17 protein-coding genes and 1 riboswitch are annotated in these 22241 nt (G+C 60.7%); of the genes, 8 read left to right on the forward strand and 9 right to left on the reverse strand.

The genetic code is table 11. The features are described from left to right. Window positions 1-163: 163 nt before the first annotated feature. The 3 genes from ONB52_04305 to ONB52_04315 all read right to left on the reverse strand — a co-directional run bounded on the left by ONB52_04305 (window position 164) and on the right by ONB52_04315 (window position 4953). On the reverse strand, window positions 164-1591 hold the full coding sequence (locus ONB52_04305; GenBank protein MDZ7415368.1) for a sodium:solute symporter family protein: 1428 nt from the start codon (window positions 1589-1591) through the stop codon (window positions 164-166). Between the two features lie 219 nt (window positions 1592-1810). Then, entirely contained in the window at window positions 1811-2452 is a 642-nt protein-coding gene (locus ONB52_04310) for a thiamine diphosphokinase (protein MDZ7415369.1), read from the reverse strand. Between the two features lie 38 nt (window positions 2453-2490). After that, on the reverse strand, window positions 2491-4953 hold the full coding sequence (locus ONB52_04315) for a TonB-dependent receptor (GenBank protein MDZ7415370.1): 2463 nt from the start codon (window positions 4951-4953) through the stop codon (window positions 2491-2493). A gap of 90 nt (window positions 4954-5043) precedes the next feature. Continuing rightward, window positions 5044-5141: riboswitch (TPP riboswitch) on the reverse strand. 122 nt (window positions 5142-5263) lie between these two features. Between ONB52_04315 and ONB52_04320 the strand changes: the two genes are divergently transcribed. From ONB52_04320 to ONB52_04330, 3 genes are read left to right on the forward strand one after another with little or no spacing between them, the layout of a single operon-like run. Further along, complete coding sequence (locus ONB52_04320; GenBank protein MDZ7415371.1) at window positions 5264-5887, forward strand: NUDIX hydrolase; 624 nt, start codon at window positions 5264-5266, stop codon at window positions 5885-5887. 17 nt (window positions 5888-5904) lie between these two features. Then, window positions 5905-7320, forward strand: a complete 1416-nt coding sequence (locus ONB52_04325) for a phosphotransferase (GenBank protein ID MDZ7415372.1) — start codon at window positions 5905-5907, stop codon at window positions 7318-7320. Continuing rightward, window positions 7317-8093 carry a nucleotidyltransferase family protein gene (locus ONB52_04330; protein MDZ7415373.1) on the forward strand — a complete coding sequence of 259 codons (777 nt, stop codon included), beginning with the start codon at window positions 7317-7319 and terminating at the stop codon, window positions 8091-8093. The genes ONB52_04325 and ONB52_04330 overlap by 4 nt, the downstream gene beginning before the upstream one ends. Before the next feature lie 331 nt (window positions 8094-8424). Here the strand turns inward: ONB52_04330 and ONB52_04335 are convergent, their stop codons facing one another. Further along, window positions 8425-10824, reverse strand: a complete 2400-nt coding sequence (locus tag ONB52_04335; protein MDZ7415374.1) for an SMC family ATPase — start codon at window positions 10822-10824, stop codon at window positions 8425-8427. Continuing rightward, window positions 10821-11984 (reverse strand): DNA repair exonuclease, encoded by a 1164-nt coding sequence (locus tag ONB52_04340; GenBank protein MDZ7415375.1) that lies wholly within the window; start codon window positions 11982-11984, stop codon window positions 10821-10823. The genes ONB52_04335 and ONB52_04340 overlap by 4 nt, the downstream gene beginning before the upstream one ends. 323 nt (window positions 11985-12307) lie before the next feature. Between ONB52_04340 and ONB52_04345 the strand changes: the two genes are divergently transcribed. After that, a complete protein-coding gene (locus ONB52_04345) occupies window positions 12308-13258 on the forward strand; it encodes an HD domain-containing protein (GenBank protein MDZ7415376.1) in 951 nt (316 codons plus the stop codon). Between the two features lie 420 nt (window positions 13259-13678). Here ONB52_04345 and ONB52_04350 read toward each other — a convergent pair whose 3' ends face one another. After that, on the reverse strand, window positions 13679-14482 hold the full coding sequence (locus ONB52_04350; protein MDZ7415377.1) for a DUF4097 domain-containing protein: 804 nt from the start codon (window positions 14480-14482) through the stop codon (window positions 13679-13681). A gap of 33 nt (window positions 14483-14515) precedes the next feature. Continuing rightward, on the reverse strand, window positions 14516-15385 hold the full coding sequence (locus ONB52_04355) for a cell wall-active antibiotics response protein (GenBank protein MDZ7415378.1): 870 nt from the start codon (window positions 15383-15385) through the stop codon (window positions 14516-14518). Between the two features lie 853 nt (window positions 15386-16238). On the opposite strand from ONB52_04355, the gene ONB52_04360 reads away from it, so the two are divergent. Next, on the forward strand, window positions 16239-16721 hold the full coding sequence (locus tag ONB52_04360; protein ID MDZ7415379.1) for an Lrp/AsnC family transcriptional regulator: 483 nt from the start codon (window positions 16239-16241) through the stop codon (window positions 16719-16721). Window positions 16722-17319: 598 nt separating this feature from the next. Then, window positions 17320-19143, forward strand: a complete 1824-nt coding sequence (gene ftcD, locus ONB52_04365; protein ID MDZ7415380.1) for a glutamate formimidoyltransferase — start codon at window positions 17320-17322, stop codon at window positions 19141-19143. A 116-nt stretch (window positions 19144-19259) separates the two neighbouring features. On the opposite strand, the gene ONB52_04370 is transcribed toward ftcD, so the two are convergent. Next, window positions 19260-19523, reverse strand: a complete 264-nt coding sequence (locus ONB52_04370; protein ID MDZ7415381.1) for a hypothetical protein — start codon at window positions 19521-19523, stop codon at window positions 19260-19262. A 78-nt stretch (window positions 19524-19601) separates the two neighbouring features. After that, window positions 19602-20048: an Hsp20/alpha crystallin family protein gene (locus tag ONB52_04375; protein MDZ7415382.1), complete on the reverse strand. Its 447-nt coding sequence runs from the start codon at window positions 20046-20048 to the stop codon at window positions 19602-19604. 279 nt (window positions 20049-20327) lie between these two features. Here ONB52_04375 and moaC point away from each other — a divergent pair, with 279 nt between their 5' ends. Together moaC and ONB52_04385 are read left to right on the forward strand one after the other, a co-directional pair. Next, complete coding sequence (gene moaC / locus ONB52_04380; GenBank protein ID MDZ7415383.1) at window positions 20328-20846, forward strand: cyclic pyranopterin monophosphate synthase MoaC; 519 nt, start codon at window positions 20328-20330, stop codon at window positions 20844-20846. A gap of 144 nt (window positions 20847-20990) precedes the next feature. Beyond that, window positions 20991-22232, forward strand: coding sequence for an efflux RND transporter periplasmic adaptor subunit (locus tag ONB52_04385; GenBank protein MDZ7415384.1), 1242 nt, complete (start codon window positions 20991-20993; stop codon window positions 22230-22232). Window positions 22233-22241: the final 9 nt, after the last annotated feature.

Consider the following 22241-nt stretch of genomic DNA (forward strand, 5'->3'; position numbering starts at 1 on the left):
AGGAATGTTCATGCCGCTGGTGGGACACCCATCACGATGAAAATGTAGCGCAGACATCTTGTCTGCAGGCAGGCATGAAAGAGCAATCGTGTTGCCCGCGGTCGGGCTGCCGGCATGATTCTCCATGGGCCCGTTGCCGTGAGAGGTTTTTCCCTGCCACCTTTCAGGCCGCGCCGCCCTCCTGCTGCCCTGCGCGCGTCTGCCCGCTGCCGCGTTTTCTGATTTGATCGCCGAGAAAAATGACCACTGCCAACGCCAGCCCGGCATAAATGGGTTCGAGATCCAGCCAGTATCTGCCTTCCTTTTCCGTGGCCAGCCATATGCTCGTGAGGCCGGCGCTCAGCACCATCGTACTGAGCGCGGCCGGCGCCGACATTTTCCACTTCGCAGAAAAACTCGCGGCCAGTGGCGGCAACAGCGCCGGTGTGATGATCGTGCCGAGACGGTACCAAATCGCCACCACCGATTGCGCCCACAGCGCAATTGCCACTGCCGCCAGGAAAACGATCACCATGCTTTGTTGGGTGAGGCGCGTCGCCTGCGCCGCACTGGTTTGCCGACCGAGCTTTCCGAAAATATCCCTGCCCAATGAGATCGCGGAGAGAAAGGCAAAGCTGTCGATGGTGGACATGATGGTGGCGAGCAGGGCGACAAAGAAAATGCCGCGGGCCACTGCCGGCAACAAATGCAGGGCAAGTTCAGGATAGGAGGCCGCGGGATTGGCAAGATCAGGCAGCAAGGCGCGGGCATACAAGCCGGTTGCGGTGGTCATGAAATCGAACAGCAACCAGCAGCCAATAGCAATGAAAATGCCGCGGCGGGCCACGGCTTCGCTGCGCGCGGCAAAGCAACGCTGGTAGAAACTGGGATCCACCAGCGTGCTCATCGCGATGAAATACCACACCAGAATATACTGCGGCCGGTTGCCACCATGCCAGGTGAGATGGGTGGGAGGCAGATGCTGCGCGAGGAATTCCCAAGCACCATACCGGGTGATTGCAAACGCCAGAATCAGAATGAAGCCGGCGTACATCAAAATGAATTGCAGGATCTCGGTGCGCACCACTGCCGGCAGGCCACCGCGCATGCAATAGACGATCGAAAAAAATGTGCCCACCACGACCCCGAGCCACAGCGGCCAGCCGAAGATCATTTCGCACAACACGCCGAGCATCAACACGTAAGGCGCGGGCGTGGCCAGCAGGGCGACGAAAAGCGCACCCAGCAGACCGGTGGTGCGGCCGTAGCTCGCCTCCAATTGCTCGGGAATAGTGAGCACCGGTGCGCGGCGCGCGCGGCCCGCCAGAAACACGGCAAAGAGAAAGGCGTGCAAATAATAGGGCACGCCCAACACCAGCCAGTTCGACAAACCGTGCTGATAGGAAAACTCGCCGACGCCAAGTATGCCGCCGTACCAGGTGGCGACCAGCGTGGCCACGAAGGCCGGCAGCGAGAGCTTCCTGCCGGCGATAACATATTCCTCCAATGTGCTCGTGCTTTGCCGGGAGCGCAGGAATCCCAGCAGCAACAGCGCAAGCAGATAAAGCAGGAGAATGATGTAATCAGGAAGGGTCAGTTGGCCGGCAGCCATGCCACTCCTCTCTCTCTCTCTCTCTCTCTGCGGACCGGTGCTGAGGGCAGGCACCCGAGGTCCGTCCCACGACACCGCCCGGACAGTTTGCGATCAACGCTCCCGGCGATTATTGCTCCGGTACGCCTGCGAGTGAACCGCCCGGGCGATCTTGTCATTGCGGGACAGACACCCGCCCGCGGGAACAAGGCAACACCTCCTGCCGCCGCAGCCACTGATTCAGGAGCGCCGCACGCGATAGCAGAAGAGATTGCCCTGCTCCACCGCCACGGAGAATGTGCCCGCCAGTGCTTCGTTGCTCAAACCGTCGCGCACCGCCCACTCCAGCGCTTCGTGGTTGAGCGGATATTTCAAGCCGGTGGTGGTGATGCCTGCGGCGCGCCGGAAAGCGATCAGCGAGATTTGCTGGCCGGGAAAACTGGGAAACACCGCTGCCGCCGGGCCGGGTGTGATGAAACTGCCGATGCCAAAATCATCGTGCGTTTCGAGGGTGAGACGGCTGCAGAATTTTTCCGCGATGTTGAGATTGACCAGTTGATGATCGTAACGCAGTCCGGTGATGCCCACCAGCAGCGCGCCACGAAAGTCGCGCTCCAGCGCGAAGGTGAGCGCCTTCTCCAAATCCGTGGCGTCCTGGCTGGGATAGTGAATGAAGGTGGCGGCGGCGCAGACGGCGCGCGTCGCGGGCGTCACGGAATCGAGATCGCCCACCACGTAATCCGGCAGAAGGCCGCGTTGCAGGGCGCGATTGGCGCCCCCATCCGCGCAGATGACGGCCTGCGCACGCTGTCGGCATTCCAGCAGAATGGCCCGCTTCGGCAGCACGCTGTTGAGGATGATCAAGGCAGTGGGTTGCAGCATGGCATCTCCCGGACCTCACCCGAACCGGCGGCGCGGCCTCAGCGGTTCAATTCACCTTTCAAGTTTACGAACACCTGACGGCCGGCAGCCGGAAAAAATTCCTCCCCTTCACCGTGTGCGATATAAAGCCGGTCGAACAGATTTTGCACATGCAGTTGCAGCAAGACGGCCGAGCCCGCGGTGCCGAAAGGCAGACGCCAGCCGGCACTCGCATGCACCACGGTGTAGGCCGGCACGGTGTTCGCTTCGTTTTTGAAGTTGTCGGTGTATTGCTTGCCGACATGTTGCAGGGCCAGTGATGCCTGCCAGCCTGCCTGCGCGAAACGCAAGCGGGCATTGGCCAGAACGTTGGGAAAGCCGGCGATGGGATTGCCGTCCAGCACGCGGGCGGTGCCGTCGCTGTCATACACGACATGCCGTCGCAGTTCATTGCTGCTGAGCATGAGATTGCCGCTGCACTGCCAATGGGAGGTCAGGGGCAGGCTGGCAGCCAGCTCGAGGCCGGCGTGCAGCGTGCGTTCGGCATTGCCGGTCACCGGCTGGCCGAAGCGATCGAGACGGCCGCTCTTGATGATTTCATCCCGGAAATCCATGTAGAAAAAATTGGCAGCGGCATGTGCCTCGCCGCGGTGGAAGCCCAGGCCCAGCTCGAGATCGGTCAAACGTTCCGGTTTGACCAGCGGCCTGCCGAAGTCGTATTGGCCTGTGGCGGTGATTTCGAATTGCGGGCGCACCGCCCCCCAACTGTCGGGGGTGCTGGCCTCGGCCGCGTCATAGAGATTTTTCAAGCGGGGCGCCCGGCTGGTGCGCGAGAGGCTGGCAAAGAGATTGAGATGGGAGGTGAGGTTGTAATTCACCCCGGCGCGGGGATTGAGAAAGTGATAAGGCATGGTGAAGGAAGTGCCGATAAATTGCTCGTCATAGAGGCGGTAACGTGAGTAGGCATACTGCAGGTCGAACGTCACATTCAGTTTGGGATGAGCGAGCCAGTTGGCATGGAGATAGGGCGAGAGCACGTCCTGCGCGCCGCGATACTCGTAGTAACGCCGCCGGCCGATGTAATCGCGGCCGCGGTACTCTCCTGCGGTGGCGGCCGGCAGCCCGCTGTCGCCCTTCTGAATGCGGCCCCAGTGCAGCGACCGGTGCCGCCGCCATTCCGCACCCACCGTCACCGCGCCGCGGGGGTGTTGCCAGGTGAGCTGCGGCAACCAGCCGGTTTGGAAATTGTCGACGTAGGCGCGAATCAGCAGGCTGTCAACGTAAGTTTCCTCGGGATCGCCTGGCACCGGGAAGCCGTAAGCCGGGGTGAGGCGATAATACGAAAGCGGTGCCCAGGAGCCGTCGTAATCGAAGAAGCCATAGCCGCGAATTGCAAACCAGGTGTTGTTCAGCCGCCAGTGCCCGGCGAAGCGCTGCTCATGCAACAGCTCGAGATGCGGCTGGTTGAAGTTTTCGATTTCATCGGGCCGGCGGATGGGATTGTGGCGCCGGGTCGCACGCTGCCGGGCCTGTTCCTTGGGGATGCCGTAGTAGGCGAGATGATCCGCGATCGGACCGCCATAAAAATGCAGACGGGTGATGGAATTTTTGCCCAGGCGGGCGGCGCCGACAAAGTAGCTCTTGAGATCCACCCAGGATTGTTCCCGGTAGCCGTCGCTTTGCATGCGCGACAGCCGGCCGGAGAACAAATATTTTCCCGCAAGCAGCCCGCTGGCGGCGGACAGGGAATATTTGCGGGTGTTGAAGCTGCCACCGCCCAGGGTCAGGGTCAGGCCGCGTTGCCGCGAGAAATCCGAGGTCACGATGTTCACTGACCCGCCAATGGCGGGCGGGCCGTAGAAAGCGCTGCCCGCACCGCGCTGCACCTGAATGTCCTGCGCATTGGCGAGCAAATCGGGGAAGTCGATCCAGTAAACGTTGTGATCTTCCGGATCGTTTTGCGGCACGCCATTGATCAACACCGCGATGCGGCGCTGATCGAAGCCGCGAATCGACAGATAATTGTAGCCCAGGCCGTTGCCGTTTTCGGAATAGAACTTGATGGCGGGCAGTTCGCTGAGCAGCACGGGAATATCCTGCGCCGGATGGCTCTCGGCAATCGCTTCGCGCGTCAGTGTGGCAAAGGCCACCGGGCTGTGGCGCGCGCGCGCGCGTGTTGCGATCACCGTAACCGTGGGGCTGACCAGTGGTTGCGGCTGCAAGGCGAGCGTCACGTGCACCTCCGGCTGGTTGATCGTGACGGGCTGGCGCAGCGTTTCGTAGCCGATGAAGGTTGCCACCAGCACCACCCGGCCGGGCGCGACGTTCGGCAGCCGGAAACGGCCCTGCGTGTCGGACAGGGTGCGCAGGCTCGTGCCCTCGATGTGCAGATGACAGCCGGGCAGCGCGGCGTGCGTTTCGCGGTCACGAACCGTGCCCGAGAGCACGGCACCCTCTTGCGCAGCACTTGTGGCCGTCAGCATCATCATGACGCCGCACCAAAAGGCAAACAAAGACTTCATGGCGCACCTCACAAAAGAAAAAGCCGCTTTCCAATTTGTTCATAGGGAAGCGGCCGCCGAACGGCGGGCGCACAGGCCACGCACGCAGAACGAAATTGCCGACCGTTTCCCTACGCCGGTATGATCCGGATCAGGTTCCAAGGGTGTATTCTCAGTCCCGGATGTTTGGGACACCCCTAACGAGTCGCGCGAAAAATAACAGGCGGTCGGGCCAAAGTCAACCGGAAATTTGCAAGCGCGGCCTTGCTTTTTGTACGGACTCTTGTATTTTGGCAAAAAAAGCACACGGATCCTGCCGGACGACAAGCTCATGACTGCGGAACCGCAATGGCTCTCCTGGGCCAAACAAATTCAGGCCATCGCGCAAAACGGATTGGCCTTCAGCAGCAATCCTTTCGATCAGGAACGCTACCAGGCGCTGCAGCGGCTGGCCGCCGAGATCATTGCCGGGCATGCGCTGTGTTCCCGTGAGCATTTGGCTGCCATGCTCGCAGAGGAGAAGGGCTACGCCACCCCGAAAGTGGACGTGCGGTGCGTGGCGTTTCGCGCGGGCAGGATTTTGCTGGTGCAGGAGAAGCACGACGGCAAATGGGCGCTGCCCGGCGGCTGGGCGGATGCCGGCCTGGCGCCCTCGGAAGCTGCCCTCAAAGAATTGCGTGAAGAAACCGGCTTCACCGGCATCGCGCGCAAGATCATCGCGGTGTATGACCGCCGCCGGCATTGCGACATTCCACATCTGTTCGACACCTACAAAATTTTCGTGCAGTGTGACCTGCTGGACGGTGAATTCCAGCCCAATCTCGAAACGCGTGCCGCCGATTTTTTCAGCCTGGAGGAGCTGCCGCCCCTCTCCGAAGGCCGCACCACCCGCGCCAATCTGGTGGAGGCCTTTGAACATCTCAAAAATCCCAGCCGGCCCACGGCATTCGATTAACCCCAACCGCTGGCCCCATGGAACCCGAAGTTTTGTTGCAGGAATTGGTGGAACGCTTCACCGGCAAGCCGGCGCAAGCCATCACCGAATTGAAGGCGCATGGCTCCGACCGCCGCATCTTCCGGCTGCACCAGGCCGAACGCACGCTCATCGGCGTGCACAACGCCGATCGTGCCGAAAACACCGCCTTTCTGGAATTCTCCCGCCACTTTCGCCGCTGCGGTCTGCCGGTGCCGGAGATCTACGTGGAAGATCTGGAGCGCAACATTTATCTCGAAGAGGATTTGGGCGACACCACACTTTTTGCGCTGCTGAGCCGGGAAAGAAACGCCGCCGGTTTTTCGCCGGCGGTGGTCGAGCTCTACCACAAGGTCGTGCGCTGGCTGCCGCAGTTTCAAATTCGTGCGGGCCGGACACTGAACTACGAGGTCTGCTACCCGCGCGCCCGCTTCGACAAACAGTCGATGCTGTGGGATTTGAATTATTTCAAATACTATTTTCTCAAGCTCGCCAAAATTCCCTTCAACGAGCAGGAGCTGGAGGACGATTTTGAACGATTCACCGGTTTCCTGCTGCAGGCGGAGCAGAATTTCTTTCTGTATCGCGATTTTCAGTCGCGCAACATCATGGTGCGCGGGGATGAGCCCTATTTCATCGACTATCAGGGCGGACGGCGCGGCGCGCTGCAATACGACATCGCCTCGCTGTTGTTCGATGCCAAAGCCGACCTCCCTTTCGAGCTGCGCGAGGAGCTGCTGGAAGCCTACCTCGAGGCCGCGACCGAGCTGCTGCCGCTCGATCGCGGGCAGTTCCGGCGCTTCTATTACGGCTATGTGCTGATCCGCATCATGCAGGCGATGGGCGCCTATGGCTTCCGCGGCTTCTATGAACGCAAAACCCACTTCCTGCAAAGTGTGCCCTACGCCATACGCAATCTCGAATACGTGCTGCGCACCGCGGATTTGCCGGTCGAGCTGCCCGCACTCACCGACATCTGGCACCGGCTGGTGCGTTCGACGATTTTGCGCGAGTTGGGCAATGTGCAGTTGCGCCTGACCGTGCGCATTCAGAGTTTTTCCTACAAGAACGGGCTGCCGCAGGACGACACCGGCCACGGCGGCGGCTTCGTGTTCGACTGCCGCGCGCTGCCCAATCCCGGCCGCCTGGAAAAATTCGCCAAACTCACCGGCCTCGATCCCGAGGTGATCGCCTTTCTGGAGAATGAGGAAGCGGTGCACAATTTTATGACACACGTGCGTGATCTCATCAACCAGGTGGTGGAAAACTACCAGCGCCGCAATTTCACGGATCTGTTCATTGCCTTTGGCTGCACCGGCGGCCAGCACCGCTCGGTTTATTGCGCCAACCAGTTGGCCCGCCATCTGCGCGAGAAGTATCCCATCAACGTCGAAGTCGTGCATCGCGATTTATGAAAGCCATGATTCTGGCCGCCGGTCTGGGCACCCGGCTGCGCCCGCTCACCGACACCCGGCCGAAGGCCCTCGTCGAGATCCACCATCTGCCGCTGCTCGAAATCGTGATTCGCCGGCTGCTGGCGGCGGGGGTGGACGGGATCATCATCAACACCCATCATTTCGCGGAGCAGATCGCCGGCTTTCTGCAGGCGCACGGCAATTTTGGCGTGCGCCTCGCGCTCTCCCACGAGCCGGAGTTGCTCGACACCGGCGGGGGCCTGCGCCAGGCCGGGCACTTCTTCGACGACGGCCAGCCCTTCTTCCTGCACAATGTCGATATTGTCAGCAACATCGATCTGCGGGCGATGTATGCCCGCCACTGCGCCAGTGCCAGCCTGGCCACGCTCGCAGTCAAACAGCGCCCCACCTCGCGCTATTTCCTGTTCGATGAGGCCGGCCAGCTTTGCGGCTGGCGCTCCACGCCATCCGGCCGGCACGAGCTGACGCGCCAGCCGCAGGGCGGGTTGCAGGAGCTGGCCTTTGACGGCATTCATGTCATCTCGCCGGCCCTGCTCTCCCGCATGACGGAGACCGGCGCGTTTTCCATTGTGCAAACTTATTTGCGGCTGGCGGGCGAGGGGGAAAGCATCCGGGCCTTTCGCACGGAGGGATATTTTTGGCGGGATGTGGGCAAGCTCGCGCAACTGGAGGCGCTGGCACAGTTGCCACTTGCAGAGGTTCTCGGACCGCTGGGATTGGTGGAGAATTCACGCACGCCGCACCGGACGTGAGGCCTCTCTGTTCGAGCAAACTCCGGCTCCGGTGGTGCCGTTGGTTGCAAAATCCGCAGGAGTCTGTTGCCGCGAAAATAGTCCGGGTGGCTTGTCACGCGGGAAGAGCCATTGTGAGAACAGGGCGGGGCCGTGGTTTTGCAAAGCATGTTTCGGGCATAACAGGCTCCCAGGGTGGCCACGATTTTCATTCTGGCGGTCCCGGCATGGCCATTCCGCAAATACCCGGCGCAGGCTGCCGGCCGGCATTTCAGGCATGAAGCCCGCGCGCCATTTCATGGCGGACACGGGGGGTGCGGCTTTGTTCCCCCGCAATGCGCCGGGGACATCTTTATTTCATCCTCACCACGCTGGTCTCACCCTCCATCTCCACCTCCAGCACCACCGGCAGGTTTTCCTTGATGCCCTGTTCATGGGTGATGAGAAAAATTTGCCGAAAATAGCTGCTCAGATGCTGCAGGGTTGCGAGCAACAGCAGCTTGCGCTCTTCATCCTGCGAGCCGAAGATCTCATCGAGCACGATGAATTGCAGGGCGGGACGGCCCGAGCGTTGCGCAATCACCTGGCTGATCGCGACCCGCAGGCAGAGATTCAACAGATCCTGTTCGCCGCCGGAGAAGCGATTGAGCTCGAAGCGGCGGTTTTGATCGTAGAGATAGAGGTTGTAGGATTCGTCGAGTTCGAGCAGGGAGTAGCGGCCATTGGTGGCCATGCGCATGATTTCGGAGGCACGGCTTTCGATCAAAGGCCGCAGCCGGCCGGCCATCGCCACGCGAAAGGCTTTGAGGTGTTCCTGCAGGGCCTCGAGCAACTGCACTTCCTGCTTCACTTGCGCGATGACGGCCAGGCGCTCCTTCATCAACGCGATGCGCTGCTCGAGATTTTCCACCTGGGCGGCGGCCCGGGCAAATGCGGCATGCGCTTCCCCGGCTTGCTTTTGCGCCTGGGAGTGTTTCAGGCTCGCTTCATCATAGGCCTGCTTGCAGTGCCGGTACACGTCTTCATGGAACTGCAGTTCCTCCAGGGAGCGTCGCGCGGCCTCCTCCTGCTGGCGGCAGGCGGCGAGCCGTGCCGCGGCCTGCGACAGCCGCGCCAGCAATGCCGGCAGCCGTGCCACATGTGCCTCCAGCCGCGTGACTTCTGCCACCTGCTTCTCCGCGGCAGACAATTCCGCTTGTAACGCCGCCGCACGCGTCTCATCGACCCGGGGCGTGCCGAGCTGCCGGATCTCCTGCTGCGCCTGCTCGCTCTGCTGTTGCAACTCGCCTGCGCGCTGCAACTGGCCGGCGAGTTGCGTCTGCACCTGCGCCAGTCGCACGCGTTCATTGCCCAGCCGTTCGCGCTCCTGTTGCAGGGCCTGCAAGCGCAGCTCGGCCTCCTGCACCTGCGCAGCCACCTCTCTCTTCTCGCGCTCGCACTTGAGATACTCCTCCCGCAGTCTGGCGAGGGTGCGCTGACAGCGCGTCACCACCGGCTCGAAATGCTCGCCGAGCGGACGCGTGCAGACCGGGCAGGGACTGTCGGAGCCGAGCGTCTGCACTTGCTGCAGCTTTTGCTTCTCCTCGATCCCTTTGCCTTTGATTTTGGCGAGTTCGGCCAGCAGTCTTTGTTCGGCCTCGCGCTGCGCACGCACGGCGGCCTCGGCCTGTCGCACGCTCTCCCTGACATTGTTTTCGGCGGCCAGCACGCGGGGCAGGGCTTCCAGCTCCTGTTGCAGGCCGGCAATCTCATGTTCGAGTTTTTGCCGCTGCTCGGTGAGATTTTTGACGAGTTGTTGCTTGCCATGCAGGGTTGCGAGCCGGCGGCGGTTTTCCTCCAAAGTCTCCTTTTCCGCCTGCAGGCGTTGCCAGTGCTCGCGCACCGGCGCCAGCTCCGCCAGTTTTTGCTGCGCCTGCATGATCTCGTGGCGTTCGTTTTCCATCTGCTGCACTTGTTGTTGCAGCAGTGCCATTTCCCGCTGCAGCGTGTGTCGTTCGTTTTGCAATTTGACAGCGCGATCACGTCGCAGCGACTCGGCCTCGAAAGCCGCCTTGGCCTGTTCCCGCTTTTGCCGCCAGTCGCGCTCCTGCTGTTCGAGCGTGTGCCAGTGTTCCTCCGCCTGGGCGCGAAGGGCTTGCTGCTCGCACAACTGCTGCTGCAATGCTGCGAGATCTTCCTGGCTGAGGCGGCTGCCCTCCACAAAATTGCGTTTGTCGTTGGCCTCCTGCAGGGCGCGTTTGCGCGCGAAATCGATGGCATCGAGATTGAGCAGGCGGCTGATCAGTTTGCGCCGTTCCTCGTCACGCAGGTTGCTCAGCACCGCCAGTTCCTTTTGTTTGGCGAAAATGGAGGCCTCGAACGATTTGCGGTCCAGGCCGAGAATTCTCTCGATCTCGCGACTGACGTCGTTTTCGCGCACCGCCACCGCTTCGCTCATGCCGGCGCGATAGAGGGCGGCTTCCACCGCCTGCTGGGCGCCGCGCAGCGAGCGCACCACGCGATAGTCGGTGCCGGCCAGGGAAAAAGTCAGCTCAACTTCGCACGGCTCGGCGAGGCTGGCGGTTTGCCGGCGCAGCAGGGATTTTTCCGTGCGCGCCGCGCGCGAGCCATACAACGCCCAGGCAATGGCCTCCAGCAGGGTGGATTTGCCCGCGCCATTGCGGCCGATGATGCCAATCACATTCTCGGGAAGTTCAAGAAACAGGCTCTCGAAGCGGCGGAAGTTGCGCAGGCGCAGCGATTGCAAAATCATGCCTCCAACTCCTGCGCTTCGGCTTCGGCAAGAAACTGCGCGCCCAGCCGCTCCAGCTCGGCGCGCGGCAGACTGCCATCGCTGTGCGTCTGCAGGTAGCGCGCGAATTCCTCCCGCAGCGAGCCGAGCGCCGGCGCCGCCTCCCCGCCGCGCCCATTCGCGCCGGTGGCGGCCAGGGTGATCTGCCGGTTGAGATGAAAAACCTGCGGGAACAACCGCTCGATCGCGGCAAAATCGAGCTGCAGATACAAATCACGCGAGAGCTCTGCGATCGCGAGGCTGACCATGGCATCGGTGAGATCGGCTGTGCTGAGCCGGGCCACCTCCGCCATGAGCTCCTCGCGCGTTTTGCCCCGGGCATTGACCGGCGGCAGCCGCAGCATGGGCCGCGCCGGGATTTGATGATAGCGCCATTCTCGCGTCGTCAGATCACCGACCAGGTAGCCGGAGGTGTAACCCGCCTCATTGAAGCTGGTGCGCTCGGTCGAGCCGGAATAGAAGGTGTGATCGTTGATGGCGAGATGGCGGTGATAATGCCCGAGCGCGATGTAATCAAATCGCAGGTTGAGGCGGGTCTCCGGATCTTCCAGCATCTGCTCGTTGAATTCGCCCATGCGGGTGTCGATTTTGCCCGCGGCACGCCAGGCGCCGTGGCTGAGCAGAATGTTCCAGGTGGCCGAATCATCCCAGCGCAGCGCGGCATAGGCCTGCTCGAGTGCCTCACTCAGCGAGCAGTGGGGAATGCAATGCACCGCGCAGCTCGTTTTGCCGTCCCTGCTGTGCAGCACGATTTTCTCATAGGCGCCCTGGTAGACGGCATGCACCATCGGCAGCACACGCAACGCCTCGAAGATATTGCCGGTGGCGCGAATGCGCGGGGTGGAATGATTGCCGGCGACCACCACGAAGGGAATGTTGGCCTCCTGGAGTTGCTGCAAGCCGGCCAGCGCCACGGCGATGGCGCGGTTGTTCGGCCGCGGCGATTGAAAGAGATCCCCGGCGTGCAAAACAAAATCCGGTTTGTGCAGGAGAATGGCATCGATCACCCGCCACCAGGCGTCATAGAAATCCTGCTCGCGGCGGTTCACCCCCGTTTGTGGATCGACCCGGGCGAGATCGGAAAAACCAAGATGGGTGTCGGCAAAGTGAATGAAACGCATGCCTGCTCTCGAGGAGTGCGGGTTGGTTGGAGCGAAATGGTGTGGGCCGTATGCGGCCCGCGCTGTTGTGCGGGCGGCGGGCCCTTTGCGGCATCACACCCGGCTGCTGTGACACGCCGGGCAATCTAAGCCATTCCCGCCAGAGTTTCAAGTGCTTCTCCCCGGCAGGCAGGGCTTGCATTTCGACTCAGAGTTTGCTTTAATCTCGGCACGGCAACGCCGGAAATCGCGGTGTTGCCACGCTGCAACCGCCCGGGCACGGACGGGCAAACCGCGGCCTCCCGCCAGAGCGCGCGCGACCAACAGCCCCTTTGGAGTGCATTATGAAACAACTCAACGAGCTTCTGCTGGGCGAACACGTCACCACTTTTGTGGTGTTGCGCAGGAAGGAAACCCGCACCAAGAAGAACGGCGATCCTTATCTCGCGCTCGAGTTGAGCGATGCCACCAGCCACGTTGCCGCTGTGATGTGGGACAACCTCGAATCCATGACCGCGGAAGCCGGGCAGATTGTCAAGATCGCGGGCGTGGTGGAGGAATACCAGGGCCAGCGGCAAGTCCGCATCGACAAAATGCGCCCGGCGCGCGATGACGACAAGATTGATCTCACCAGGCTGGTGCCCTCTGCCAGGGAAGATCGCGGCGTGATGTGGGAGCGCTTTCAGAAGCTGATTGAAAGCGTCGCCCAGCCCTCCCTGCTCGCCCTGCTGCGCCGCGTGTTCACCGATGAGAAAATCACCCGGCTTTTCTGCCTGGTGCCCGCCGGCAAGAAATGGCATCACGGCTATCTCGGCGGCCTGCTGGAACACACCCTCAACGTCGCCACGATTTGTGATCGCCTCGCCAAAATTTACCCGCAGGTCGATCGCGATCTGCTCGTGACCGCAGCCTTGCTGCATGATGTCGGAAAGGTGCTGACCTACACCCCCGGCCCGGTTTTCGAGTACACCGATGCCGGCCGGCTGCTCGGCCATATTGTGATGGGCGTGCAACTGGTGGGCGAGAAATTGGCGGAGCTTTCCGCGTTTCCCGCTGAGCTGGCGATGAAACTGCAGCATCTCATTCTCAGCCATCAGGGCACGCTGGCGCAGGCTTCGCCGGTGGTGCCCATGATTCCCGAGGGTTTTCTGCTCTATTTCGCCGACGAGATCGATTCCAAGCTCAATGCCATCGAACGCATCGCGCAAAAGGAGCGGCCGGCCGGCAGCAAGTGGAGTGAATATGTCAATCTGCTCGAGCGCTATCTCTACCTGGGCGAGCCGTCGCACTCTTGAGTTGATTGGCGGTTGGCCTCACCCATTCTGCCCGTGCTTGCCGGCGGGCCGGCCTCAGCCGGACAAGTGAGAACCTGCCCGCCGATTTCGTAATTGCCTGTTTCAGGTTGGCACAAAGGATTCGCGGCCGGGGGGTGCGGTGCCTGCGCATGCTGGCACGTGACTGCGGCAGGATAGGCGGGAAGGGGAGAGGAGGCAGCGCAATTTAACGGTTTAGCAGGTTAGCGAAAGTTCACAAGAGAAGGGTGGTGGCGTGGCATGTATCTTGTAAAAACATGGAGCACCAGGCGATGATGAGTCTGGCGACACGCACGCTCGATTCGAACATCAAGTTTCCATCCACCCCTCCTTTCCTGGAACGGCGGAGGCGAGAAATCGTCTCCGCCGTTTGTTTTGATGCCTGCCGGTAAACCTGCCAGCTCAGGATCTTTTTAAAATCGTGATCGCGCCGTTGGTGGTGCGCAAGTTGACGCGGCCGCCGTCTTCACCGATTTGGCCATGTAACTCGTTGCGCCGGAGGCCGCTGCGCCGCGTGAGCGGGAAGTCACAATCCACCCTGCCGTTGGTGGTGCGGGCGGAGATGCTGGCGTTGCAGTCGCCGGGAAACTCGACGGTGATGCTGCCGTTGGTGGTTTCGAAGTCCAGGGTGGCCTCGCGCTCCACTTGGGCCATGGCGATGCGGAGGCGGCCGTTGGTGGTTTTAGCGGAGATGCTGCCCCGGGCATCGTCGATTGCGATGCTGCCATTGGTGGTTGCCAGGCGGATGTTGCCGGAGATCGCCCGCGCCTCGATTTGGCCGTTGACCGATTGGATTTTAATCTGGATTTGGCGCGGCAGCGAGATCTGGTAGGTGACGGTTACGCTGCCGTTGCCTTCGCCAAAAATCCAGCGCCAGAAGGTGTCGTCATCGTCCTGCACACGCGGCGTGCGGGTTTCGACGGCGACAGCATACTCTTCCTGGCGCACGATGATCTCGGTGGCTGCCAGCAACTTTTGGGCATCCTCCTGGCGGCGGGCCTGAGCCAATTTCTGCGCCACGATCTGCACTTCATTGCGATCCCATGCCACAATCTCAATGGCGCCATTGGTGTTTTCCAGAGAGAAACTGCCGCCGGGGGAGAGCGGGCAGTTTTTTTCAAAACGTTCGCGCACTTCCCCGGCCTGCACGCCGGCGGCAAGCAGGCAAAGCGCGGCAGCCATAATTTTCGAGAAAACGGTTTTCATATGGCGTTCCCGGTTTGACACGCACGTGACGGTTTATTCGCGTTCGATGCGGCATTCACCCACGCCGGCACTGATGCGCAACTGAAAAGTCTGGCTGGCGTCGTCGTAATTTTCGGAATAATAGTAGCGGCCCTCTTTGCGCAGAAAGTCGGGCAGCCTGAAATGGGACAGGAACATGAAGCTCGAAACCGCCAGCCGGGTGCCGGCCTTGCGCGGCAGAATGATCGTGGTCTCGCCGATGTCGAGATCGACCTCGGCCACCGCTTCCTTGAGCAGTTCGCCGCTGAAATCGATGGTCAGTTCGCCGATGCCGCCGTCGATGGCGGCATTGCGAAAGCGCGCGTTGCCCAGCCGCCGGAAATTGGATTCCCCAATTTTGGTGTTGAGCAGGAGGTTGGTCATGGTGGTTTGATTGGGCTGGTCGAAATCGAGGTTGACCTCGCCGGCAATGGTTTCCAGGGAAAGGTCGCGCAGGCGCAGGCCGCCAAGCTGCATTTCGATCTCGCCGGCTTTGATTCTGAAATCCAAATCCAGCTCGCCGCCGGTGGGCAGCTCCACCTCGAGCTCGCTGGCGTTATGGCTGTCGTGCTGACCTAGCCAGCGTTGCTTGTCGAGCATGAGATCGAGGGTGTTGCGCTTTTCGTTGTAGCGCAGCGTGTGCTGGTATTCGTCGCGATCATAAGCCAGCCGCACGCGCAGTTGGTCTTCGCTCCTGCCGCGTGACACACGCACCTGGCCAACGTCCACTTCGACCCGCAGCCGGAAGGTCGAGCCGGTATCGATGCGGAAACTGTTGTCGAGATCCTCGAAGCTGCGACCCGGCCGGTCTTTCTCCTGGGCCTGCGCCCCTCCCAAACCGCAGCAGACCGCGAGCACCAGCGTCATGATTTTAGGACTGTGCATGTCAACCTCCGCCTTAACTCAGCCATGCGCCTTTGTAAGCCGCACGAAAGTACGGACGAACTATGGCAAAGTTCCTGATTAATTTCTTCGGCAGGCGTGGCGCACAAACTCAAGGTGGCCATTTGTGATCCGGCGGAGAATCATACCGCCCGGTTGGAAAGGCGTCGCGGGCCTGCCAGAGGGTGGAGAAGCGTGGACTTCTTGCCTGTTCGCCTGATGGCTACGCAGGATGACCACGACAAATTTGGCTTGACAATGAGACCGCAGGCAGTTAGCTTTCGGCCGATATTTTTTAGGGATGCCAGCAGATCAGGTTCAACTATTCAGGAATCGTCAAACCATCGCTTTTCTGAATTGGCAGCTTGGGAGCAGCACTGAAAAGGGACAACGCAATGCCAACCGAAGCGGCAATGGCCCCATAGCGGGATGACAGCTTGCCGTATTCTCTGGTCCGCAAGCTCCTACAGGACTGCAGAGATGTTGCGGGTTGCGGATCTTCGGAATTGGGGGCGCGGACAATTTGGGCGCCGCAACGCATCGACTTGACGGTCGCAGACTTGTGTTTGTCCGAAATGGGCGGTTTTGAAGTTCGTTGATTCGCTGGCATTGCAATGCCGGCGGGTCGCGGTGGTCACGAAGACTGCGAATACTGCTTTCGGTTTAAATTGGGTTCCCGGGCCGCCGACGCCCTTCCGCTGCAATCAGCGGGTTGTGATGAAATTTTCCGGTCTGTCCGGGCGTTGCTTGCGGCCACAGGGATTCATCAGGTGAAACGGCACGCCGGCGGTGAGGGAGGGGAGGCGGCACCGCCGCCAGCGTACAATTCTGCACCCGCCACCAAGAGGGTTTTCCCATGTCATCCGAAAAACTCGATGAGATCGATGTCACCATTCTCAAAATCCTGCAGGCGCACGGCCGCACCAAACGCAACGAGCTGGCGGACAAGGTGAAGCTTTCCATTCCTGCAGTGAGTGAACGGTTGCGCAAGCTGGAGGAAAGGCGCATTATTCGCGGCTATCATGCCGTGGTCGATGCCCCAAAAGTCGGCCTGGGCCTGACCGCGTTCATTTTTTTGACGACGGAATCATCGATCTACTATCCCCAGATCATCAACCATGCGCAACTGGAGGAGGAAATCCTCGAGTGCCATGCCATCACCGGCGATGGTTCGCATATTTTGAAGGTCAAGACACAATCGACCGCGACGCTCGAGCGGTTGCTCTCGCGCATTCAATCCTGGCCGGGTGTGAAAAACACCCGCACGAGTGTCGTGCTTTCCAGCCCCAAGGAGGACACGGCGGTCACCCTTGCCCACCTTGAACCCGCCAACCGCTAGGCGTTTACTCCCGGTGTTGTTCCCGCTTTTGCGTTTGTTGGTGTCATGCACGCCGTTGCGCCGGCAGCAGAGCGATGCTCTCCACACTAACCTCAGCACATGTCAGTTTTACCGCCGCCTGCCCTCGCATTCCGGGTAATGCCTCAGTTACATGCGCGGACGCTAAAAGCCACAAGCTAAAACACGCCAGGACACGAAGCCGCAGGGGTTTCGCAAAGAATAGCCGTTCCGCCACGGTTTGACCGTGGTTTTATCTTGGTATCCTGCGGATGCTCCCGGCAGAAATGCCACGGCCAAACCATGACAGATCAAAGAGGGGACTGACTTGTTACCGCGAAGATTTTTCAATCATGCGACCTGCCAAGAGCCCGAGGGAGAACCTGGTTGCCTGCGCTATTCCACACGGTTACTGAGGGATCACCATCCCGGTCTTTTTTGACATTGCGTTTCTTGCGGTTTTGTGTTATGCTGGCGGAGTTTTTTTATTTGGAAGAGGCCTGCCGGCGGGCAGCCTTGCCGGCACCGCTTGCGGAGGTCAGGCAAGTGGTGGCCCTGCTGCCGGGTGTCCGGCACAGATCAAATCCTGTTTGAGGTTTTCATGCAGAAAATCGTTGAGTGTGTACCGAATTTTTCCGAAGGCCGTGACCGCAATCTTATCAGGAAAATCACCGATCAAGTCGCGGCGGTGCGCGGTGTGCAATTGCTCGATGTCGATTCCGGCGAAAGTACCAATCGCACGGTGGTCACGTTCATTGGCGAGCCGGCGGCGGTGCAGGAGGCGGCGTTTCGCGCCGTCAAGGCGGCCGCCGAATTGATTGACATGACGCAGCATCACGGCGAGCACCCGCGCATGGGGGCGACCGACGTCCTGCCTTTCGTGCCGGTGGCAAATGTGACAATGGAAGAATGCGTCGAGATGGCGCGCCAGGTGGGCCGGCGCATCGGCGGGGAGCTGGGCATTCCGGTCTATCTGTATGAGCATGCTGCGACCCGGCCGGAGCGCAGAAACCTGGCCAGCATCCGTGCCGGTGAGTACGAAGGTTTGCCACAGAAGCTGGCGGATCCCAACTGGCAGCCGGATTTCGGACCGGCACAATTCAACGCCCGCAGCGGTGCGACGGCCGTGGGGGCGCGCGAGTTCCTGATCGCCTACAACATCAACCTGAACACCACCGACCGGCGCTATGCCACCGACATTGCCTATGAGCTGCGTGAGCGCGGCCGTTGCAAGCGCACCGGCAACACCTCGCCGTTCTACTACAAGGGCGAACAGGTTTACTTCACGGCGGGCCAATTCCCCTGCGGCAATTGTGATTTCGTGGCCGCCTCATTCGAGGAACTGGCGGAACATTACCGGCAGAAATACGGCGGCGATCTTTACGCGCGCTACAAAGCGCTGGGTATGAACCCGGAAAATCTGACGGGATCACCGGTTTACCGCGACGGTCTGTTTTCGCATGTGAAGGCGGTCGGCTGGGTGGTGGAGGCCTACAAACGCGCGCAGATTTCCATCAACCTCACCAACTTCAAGATCACGCCGGCGCATGCCGTGCTGGAGGCCGCACGCACGCTTGCGGCGCAACGCGGAATCATCGTCACCGGCTCGGAGATTGTGGGGGTGGTGCCGTTTGCGGCCATGTTCGAATCCGGCAAGTTTTATTTGCGGCGCATGCACAAGTCCACCGGCATTCCGGTGCGCGACGTCCTGGAGACGGCGGTGCAGTCGCTGGGGCTGCGTGACGTGACGGAGTTTGACATCGACAAAAAAATCATCGGCATTCCGCCACGCGACGGCCGGCTGGTGCAGCAGAAAATCACGGATTTTGTCGATGAAGTTTCGCGCGACACACCCGCGCCCGGCGGTGGCTCGATTGCCGCACTCGCCGGCAGCCTGGGTGCCGCGCTCGCAGCCATGGTGGCAAACGTGTCCAACGGCAGGGGTGAGTTTGATGGGAAGTACGAGGAGATTTGTGAGCTGGCGGAGCAGGCGCAGCGCGTGAAGGATGATTTGTTGCGCGCGGTTGACGAGGATGCCGCCGCCTTCAATGTTGTGCTCGAAGCCATGCGCCTGCCGAAGGACACGCCGGCGCAGCAGGAGGCACGCGCTGTTGCCCTGCGCGAGGCGTACAAAGCCGCGGCGCGCGTGCCCCTGCGCACCGCGGAGTTGTGCCGCGAGGCGCTGCAGCTTTGCTGGCGCGCCGCGCGCCTGGGCAACAAGGCCGTGATGAGTGACGCCGGCGTCGCCGCACTGGTGGCCTTCGCCGGCCTGCAGGGCGCGATCTACAACGTGCGCATCAATCTGCCCAACACCCGGACGCCAGAGTTCATCACCGCGATGAACAACACCCTCGACGGCCTGCGACAAGAAGGCAAGGCCCTTTGCGAACAGGTGCAGGTCGAAGTCGAACGCTCGCTGGCTTGAGTGTTTCACAGCGGAAACATGCTTGTGTTTTGTCCAGGCAGAACTCAGTCCGGGTGTGTCTTGGCTGCGGCGGTTGCCGGACAGAGAGAGGGAGGCAAAGCCGGTGCGTTGCAGCCTCAGGCCTCCATTTTTTTCGCTTGCGATGCCGAGCTTTCGGATTTTGTCGCCGTTTCCGCCGCCGGCTTGCTGCCATTTTGGTTGCGGACGTAATCGGTGATGTAAAAGCCGCTGCCTTTGAAGCTCAAACCGACTTCGGGTGAAAATTGTTTCTGCAACGCACCGCCGCATGTCGGGCAAACGGTCAGGGGAGGATCGGAAAACTTCTGCAACACTTCGTGCGCGTGCTCGCAAGCACGACAGCGATAAACATAGATGGGCATGGGTACGCTCCCAAACAATACAACCGCCCTCCGCATGGCAGAGGGCGGTTTATTTGAATGTGCAACTGTGAGACGGTCTCAGTTGATCTTGATCGGAATCTCTTTCGGCCGCGCCTCTTCTGCTTTGGGCAGATGCAGCGTCAGCACACCATCCTTGAATTTGGCCTCGATCTTGTTGACATCAACATGAGTGGGCAGCCGGAACGAGCGCTCGAAAGCGCCATAGCACCTCTCGATGCGGTGATAGTTTTTGCTCTTGTCCTCTTTCTCCTGCTTCTTTTCACCGCGGATCGAAACCACGCCGCCTTCATAGCTGATCTTCACATCATCCTTGGAGAGGCCGGGCAACTCAGCGGTGACCTCGTAGCTGTCCGCCGTCTCGCTGATGTCCACCGCCGGATCCCACGCGCTGCGCCGCAGCGAGGTCTCGAACGATTCACGATCGAACATGCTGCTGAACAGCCGGTTCATTTCCGCCTGCATGTTCAGCATGTCACGAATGGGACTCCAACGCACGATTGACATGGTTGAACACCTCCTCGGAAAGTTTGCTGAGAACCTGTCTTTGTTTCGTTGTCATCGCTGCTGTCGTTTTGCACCCGGAAAACTGGCAACCGGCATGCCAGACACATTCGACCAGATTAAGTATTTGTTTTCTCGTTGGGCAACCGGCAGGCAATGACGACCAGCTCTGAATTTTTGACTAGCGCATGCCGACTTTGTCTCTTTGTGGCAGTCATGATGTCAGCGGCAATGTGACTGGACTGAAATTTTTTCAGACTTGCTCGAAAGGTGGATGAAGCAATGCTGCAGCCCCCAAAATTGACCCATGTCAACGCCAGCGGCGAAGCCACGATGGTGGATGTGGGAGAAAAGGAAGTGACCCGTCGGGAAGCCGTTGCGCGCGGTGAAGTCCTGATGCAGCCGGAAACCATCGCGTTGCTGGCTCGTAAAGCTCTGCCCAAAGGTGACGCGCTTGCGGCCGCGCGTCTGGCCGGCATCATGGCCGCCAAAAAAACCGGCGAATTGATTCCATTGTGCCATCCCCTCGGCCTTGATTATATCGACGTCCAGATCAACGTGCAGTCCGACCGGCTTGCCCTCGAGGCCACCGTTCGTTGTAGCGGCAAAACCGGCGTGGAGATGGAAGCGCTGACCGCAGTGGCGGTTGCCGGCTTGACGTTGTATGACATGTGCAAAGCGGTGGACCGCGAGATGGTGATTGGACAAATCCGATTAGTGAAAAAAAGCGGCGGCCGCAGTGGCGAATATCGCCGTCCGGGAGAAGAGTTTGCGCCGGAGGGCGCAGCCGCCACGTCTTGACTGCCGGCTGACAAAGTTCTTGTTCAAGGATGAAGCGCGCCTTATATTTGCAACAATTTTGTCACTTCACCGCGCCTGGCAGAGAAAGGCTGGTGGAGTGGAGGTGGCTCCCGCTTTCGCATTCAACCAAGGCAGAGAATATTCATGTCAGAATCCAAATCCACAGATCTGTCGCGGCTGCGCATTGATCGCAGCCGTTCCGAAACTTCCAACAGCACCATCCGCCGGCGCGGCAGAATGATTTTGTGGGGCTTGCTGGGCGCAGCGGTGCTGCTGGTGTTGTTCTTTCTGTTCCGTGCGGGATTCAGCACGACAGTGGAGGTGGAAGCCTACAATGTCATCGCAGTATCGCCGGCGCAGCAAAATGCCGTTTTGACGGCGAGTGGTTATGTGGTGGCGCAGCGCCAGGCCGCGGTGGCTTCCAAGGGCACCGGCCGGCTGGTCTATCTCGGGGTGGAGGAGGGGGATCAAGTCAAGGAGGGGCAAATCATCGCGCAGCTCGAGCACAGCGATTTGGATGCGGCGCTGGCCGAGGCGAAAGCCAGCCTCAATCAAGCGCTGGCCAATCTGGAACAGGCCCGGGCGGAACGTGCCGATGCCGAAGCGAATTTCATCCGGCATCAGAAGCTGCTGGCGGATCAATTGATCGCGCGCTCGGCATACGATGCCGCCGAAGCTCGCTTCAAACGTGCGCAAGCCGCGGTGGGGGCGGGGGAAGCAGCAGTCCAGGTTGCCCGCACGCGCGTGCGCGCCGCGGAAATCGCGCTGGAGTATACCAACATCCGCGCACCCTTTGACGGCACCGTGCTCACCAAAAATGCCGACGTCGGCGAAATTGTGGCTCCCTTCGGCGCAGCCACCACCGCACGCGCTGCCGTGGTCTCGATTGCCGACATGGCCTCGCTCGAAGTGGAGGCGGACGTTTCGGAATCCAATATTCAGCGCATCCAGCCGGGGCAATCGTGTGAAATCGTGCTCGATGCTTATCCGGATACGCGTTATCCCGGGGTGGTCAGCAAGATTGTGCCCACGGCCGATCGCGCCAAAGCCACGGTGCTGACCAAAATCAAATTCGTCGAGCGGGATCAGCGCGTGCTGCCCGAGATGAGCGCCAAGGTGACCTTTCTCGCGCAACCGCCGGCAACGGCAAGCATCAACAATGAGCGGAAAATTCTCATCCCGTCCTCGGCGCTGACGACACGCAACGGAGAACAGGTGGTTTTTGTCATCCGCGACGGCAGTGTCATCGCGACGCCCGTGGCGGTGGCCGGCACCAGCGGCAGCCAGCTCGAAGTGCGCAGCGGCCTGTCGGAAGGCCAGCAAATCGTGCGCACGCCCCCGGCAAATTTGCAGGATGGGATGAGAGTGAAGGTGGTGGTGAAATAGCCGGAAAGG

This window comes from candidate division KSB1 bacterium (assembly GCA_034506255.1).
GTDB lineage: Bacteria > Zhuqueibacterota > Zhuqueibacteria > Zhuqueibacterales > Zhuqueibacteraceae > Coneutiohabitans > Coneutiohabitans thermophilus.

Excerpts from the sequence above, each read along its gene's own strand:
- ONB52_04305 (MDZ7415368.1), bottom strand. The coding sequence starts at position 1,591 with ATGGCTGCCGGCCAACTGACCCTTCCTGATTACATCATTCTCCTGCTT.
- ONB52_04310 (MDZ7415369.1), bottom strand. The coding sequence starts at position 2,452 with ATGCTGCAACCCACTGCCTTGATCATCCTCAACAGCGTGCTGCCGAAG.
- ONB52_04315 (MDZ7415370.1), bottom strand. The coding sequence starts at position 4,953 with ATGAAGTCTTTGTTTGCCTTTTGGTGCGGCGTCATGATGATGCTGACG.
- ONB52_04320 (MDZ7415371.1), top strand. The coding sequence starts at position 5,264 with ATGACTGCGGAACCGCAATGGCTCTCCTGGGCCAAACAAATTCAGGCC.
- ONB52_04325 (MDZ7415372.1), top strand. The coding sequence starts at position 5,905 with ATGGAACCCGAAGTTTTGTTGCAGGAATTGGTGGAACGCTTCACCGGC.
- ONB52_04330 (MDZ7415373.1), top strand. The coding sequence starts at position 7,317 with ATGAAAGCCATGATTCTGGCCGCCGGTCTGGGCACCCGGCTGCGCCCG.
- ONB52_04335 (MDZ7415374.1), bottom strand. The coding sequence starts at position 10,824 with ATGATTTTGCAATCGCTGCGCCTGCGCAACTTCCGCCGCTTCGAGAGC.
- ONB52_04340 (MDZ7415375.1), bottom strand. The coding sequence starts at position 11,984 with ATGCGTTTCATTCACTTTGCCGACACCCATCTTGGTTTTTCCGATCTC.
- ONB52_04345 (MDZ7415376.1), top strand. The coding sequence starts at position 12,308 with ATGAAACAACTCAACGAGCTTCTGCTGGGCGAACACGTCACCACTTTT.
- ONB52_04350 (MDZ7415377.1), bottom strand. The coding sequence starts at position 14,482 with ATGAAAACCGTTTTCTCGAAAATTATGGCTGCCGCGCTTTGCCTGCTT.
- ONB52_04355 (MDZ7415378.1), bottom strand. The coding sequence starts at position 15,385 with ATGCACAGTCCTAAAATCATGACGCTGGTGCTCGCGGTCTGCTGCGGT.
- ONB52_04360 (MDZ7415379.1), top strand. The coding sequence starts at position 16,239 with ATGTCATCCGAAAAACTCGATGAGATCGATGTCACCATTCTCAAAATC.
- ftcD (MDZ7415380.1), top strand. The coding sequence starts at position 17,320 with ATGCAGAAAATCGTTGAGTGTGTACCGAATTTTTCCGAAGGCCGTGAC.
- ONB52_04370 (MDZ7415381.1), bottom strand. The coding sequence starts at position 19,523 with ATGCCCATCTATGTTTATCGCTGTCGTGCTTGCGAGCACGCGCACGAA.
- ONB52_04375 (MDZ7415382.1), bottom strand. The coding sequence starts at position 20,048 with ATGTCAATCGTGCGTTGGAGTCCCATTCGTGACATGCTGAACATGCAG.
- moaC (MDZ7415383.1), top strand. The coding sequence starts at position 20,328 with ATGCTGCAGCCCCCAAAATTGACCCATGTCAACGCCAGCGGCGAAGCC.
- ONB52_04385 (MDZ7415384.1), top strand. The coding sequence starts at position 20,991 with ATGTCAGAATCCAAATCCACAGATCTGTCGCGGCTGCGCATTGATCGC.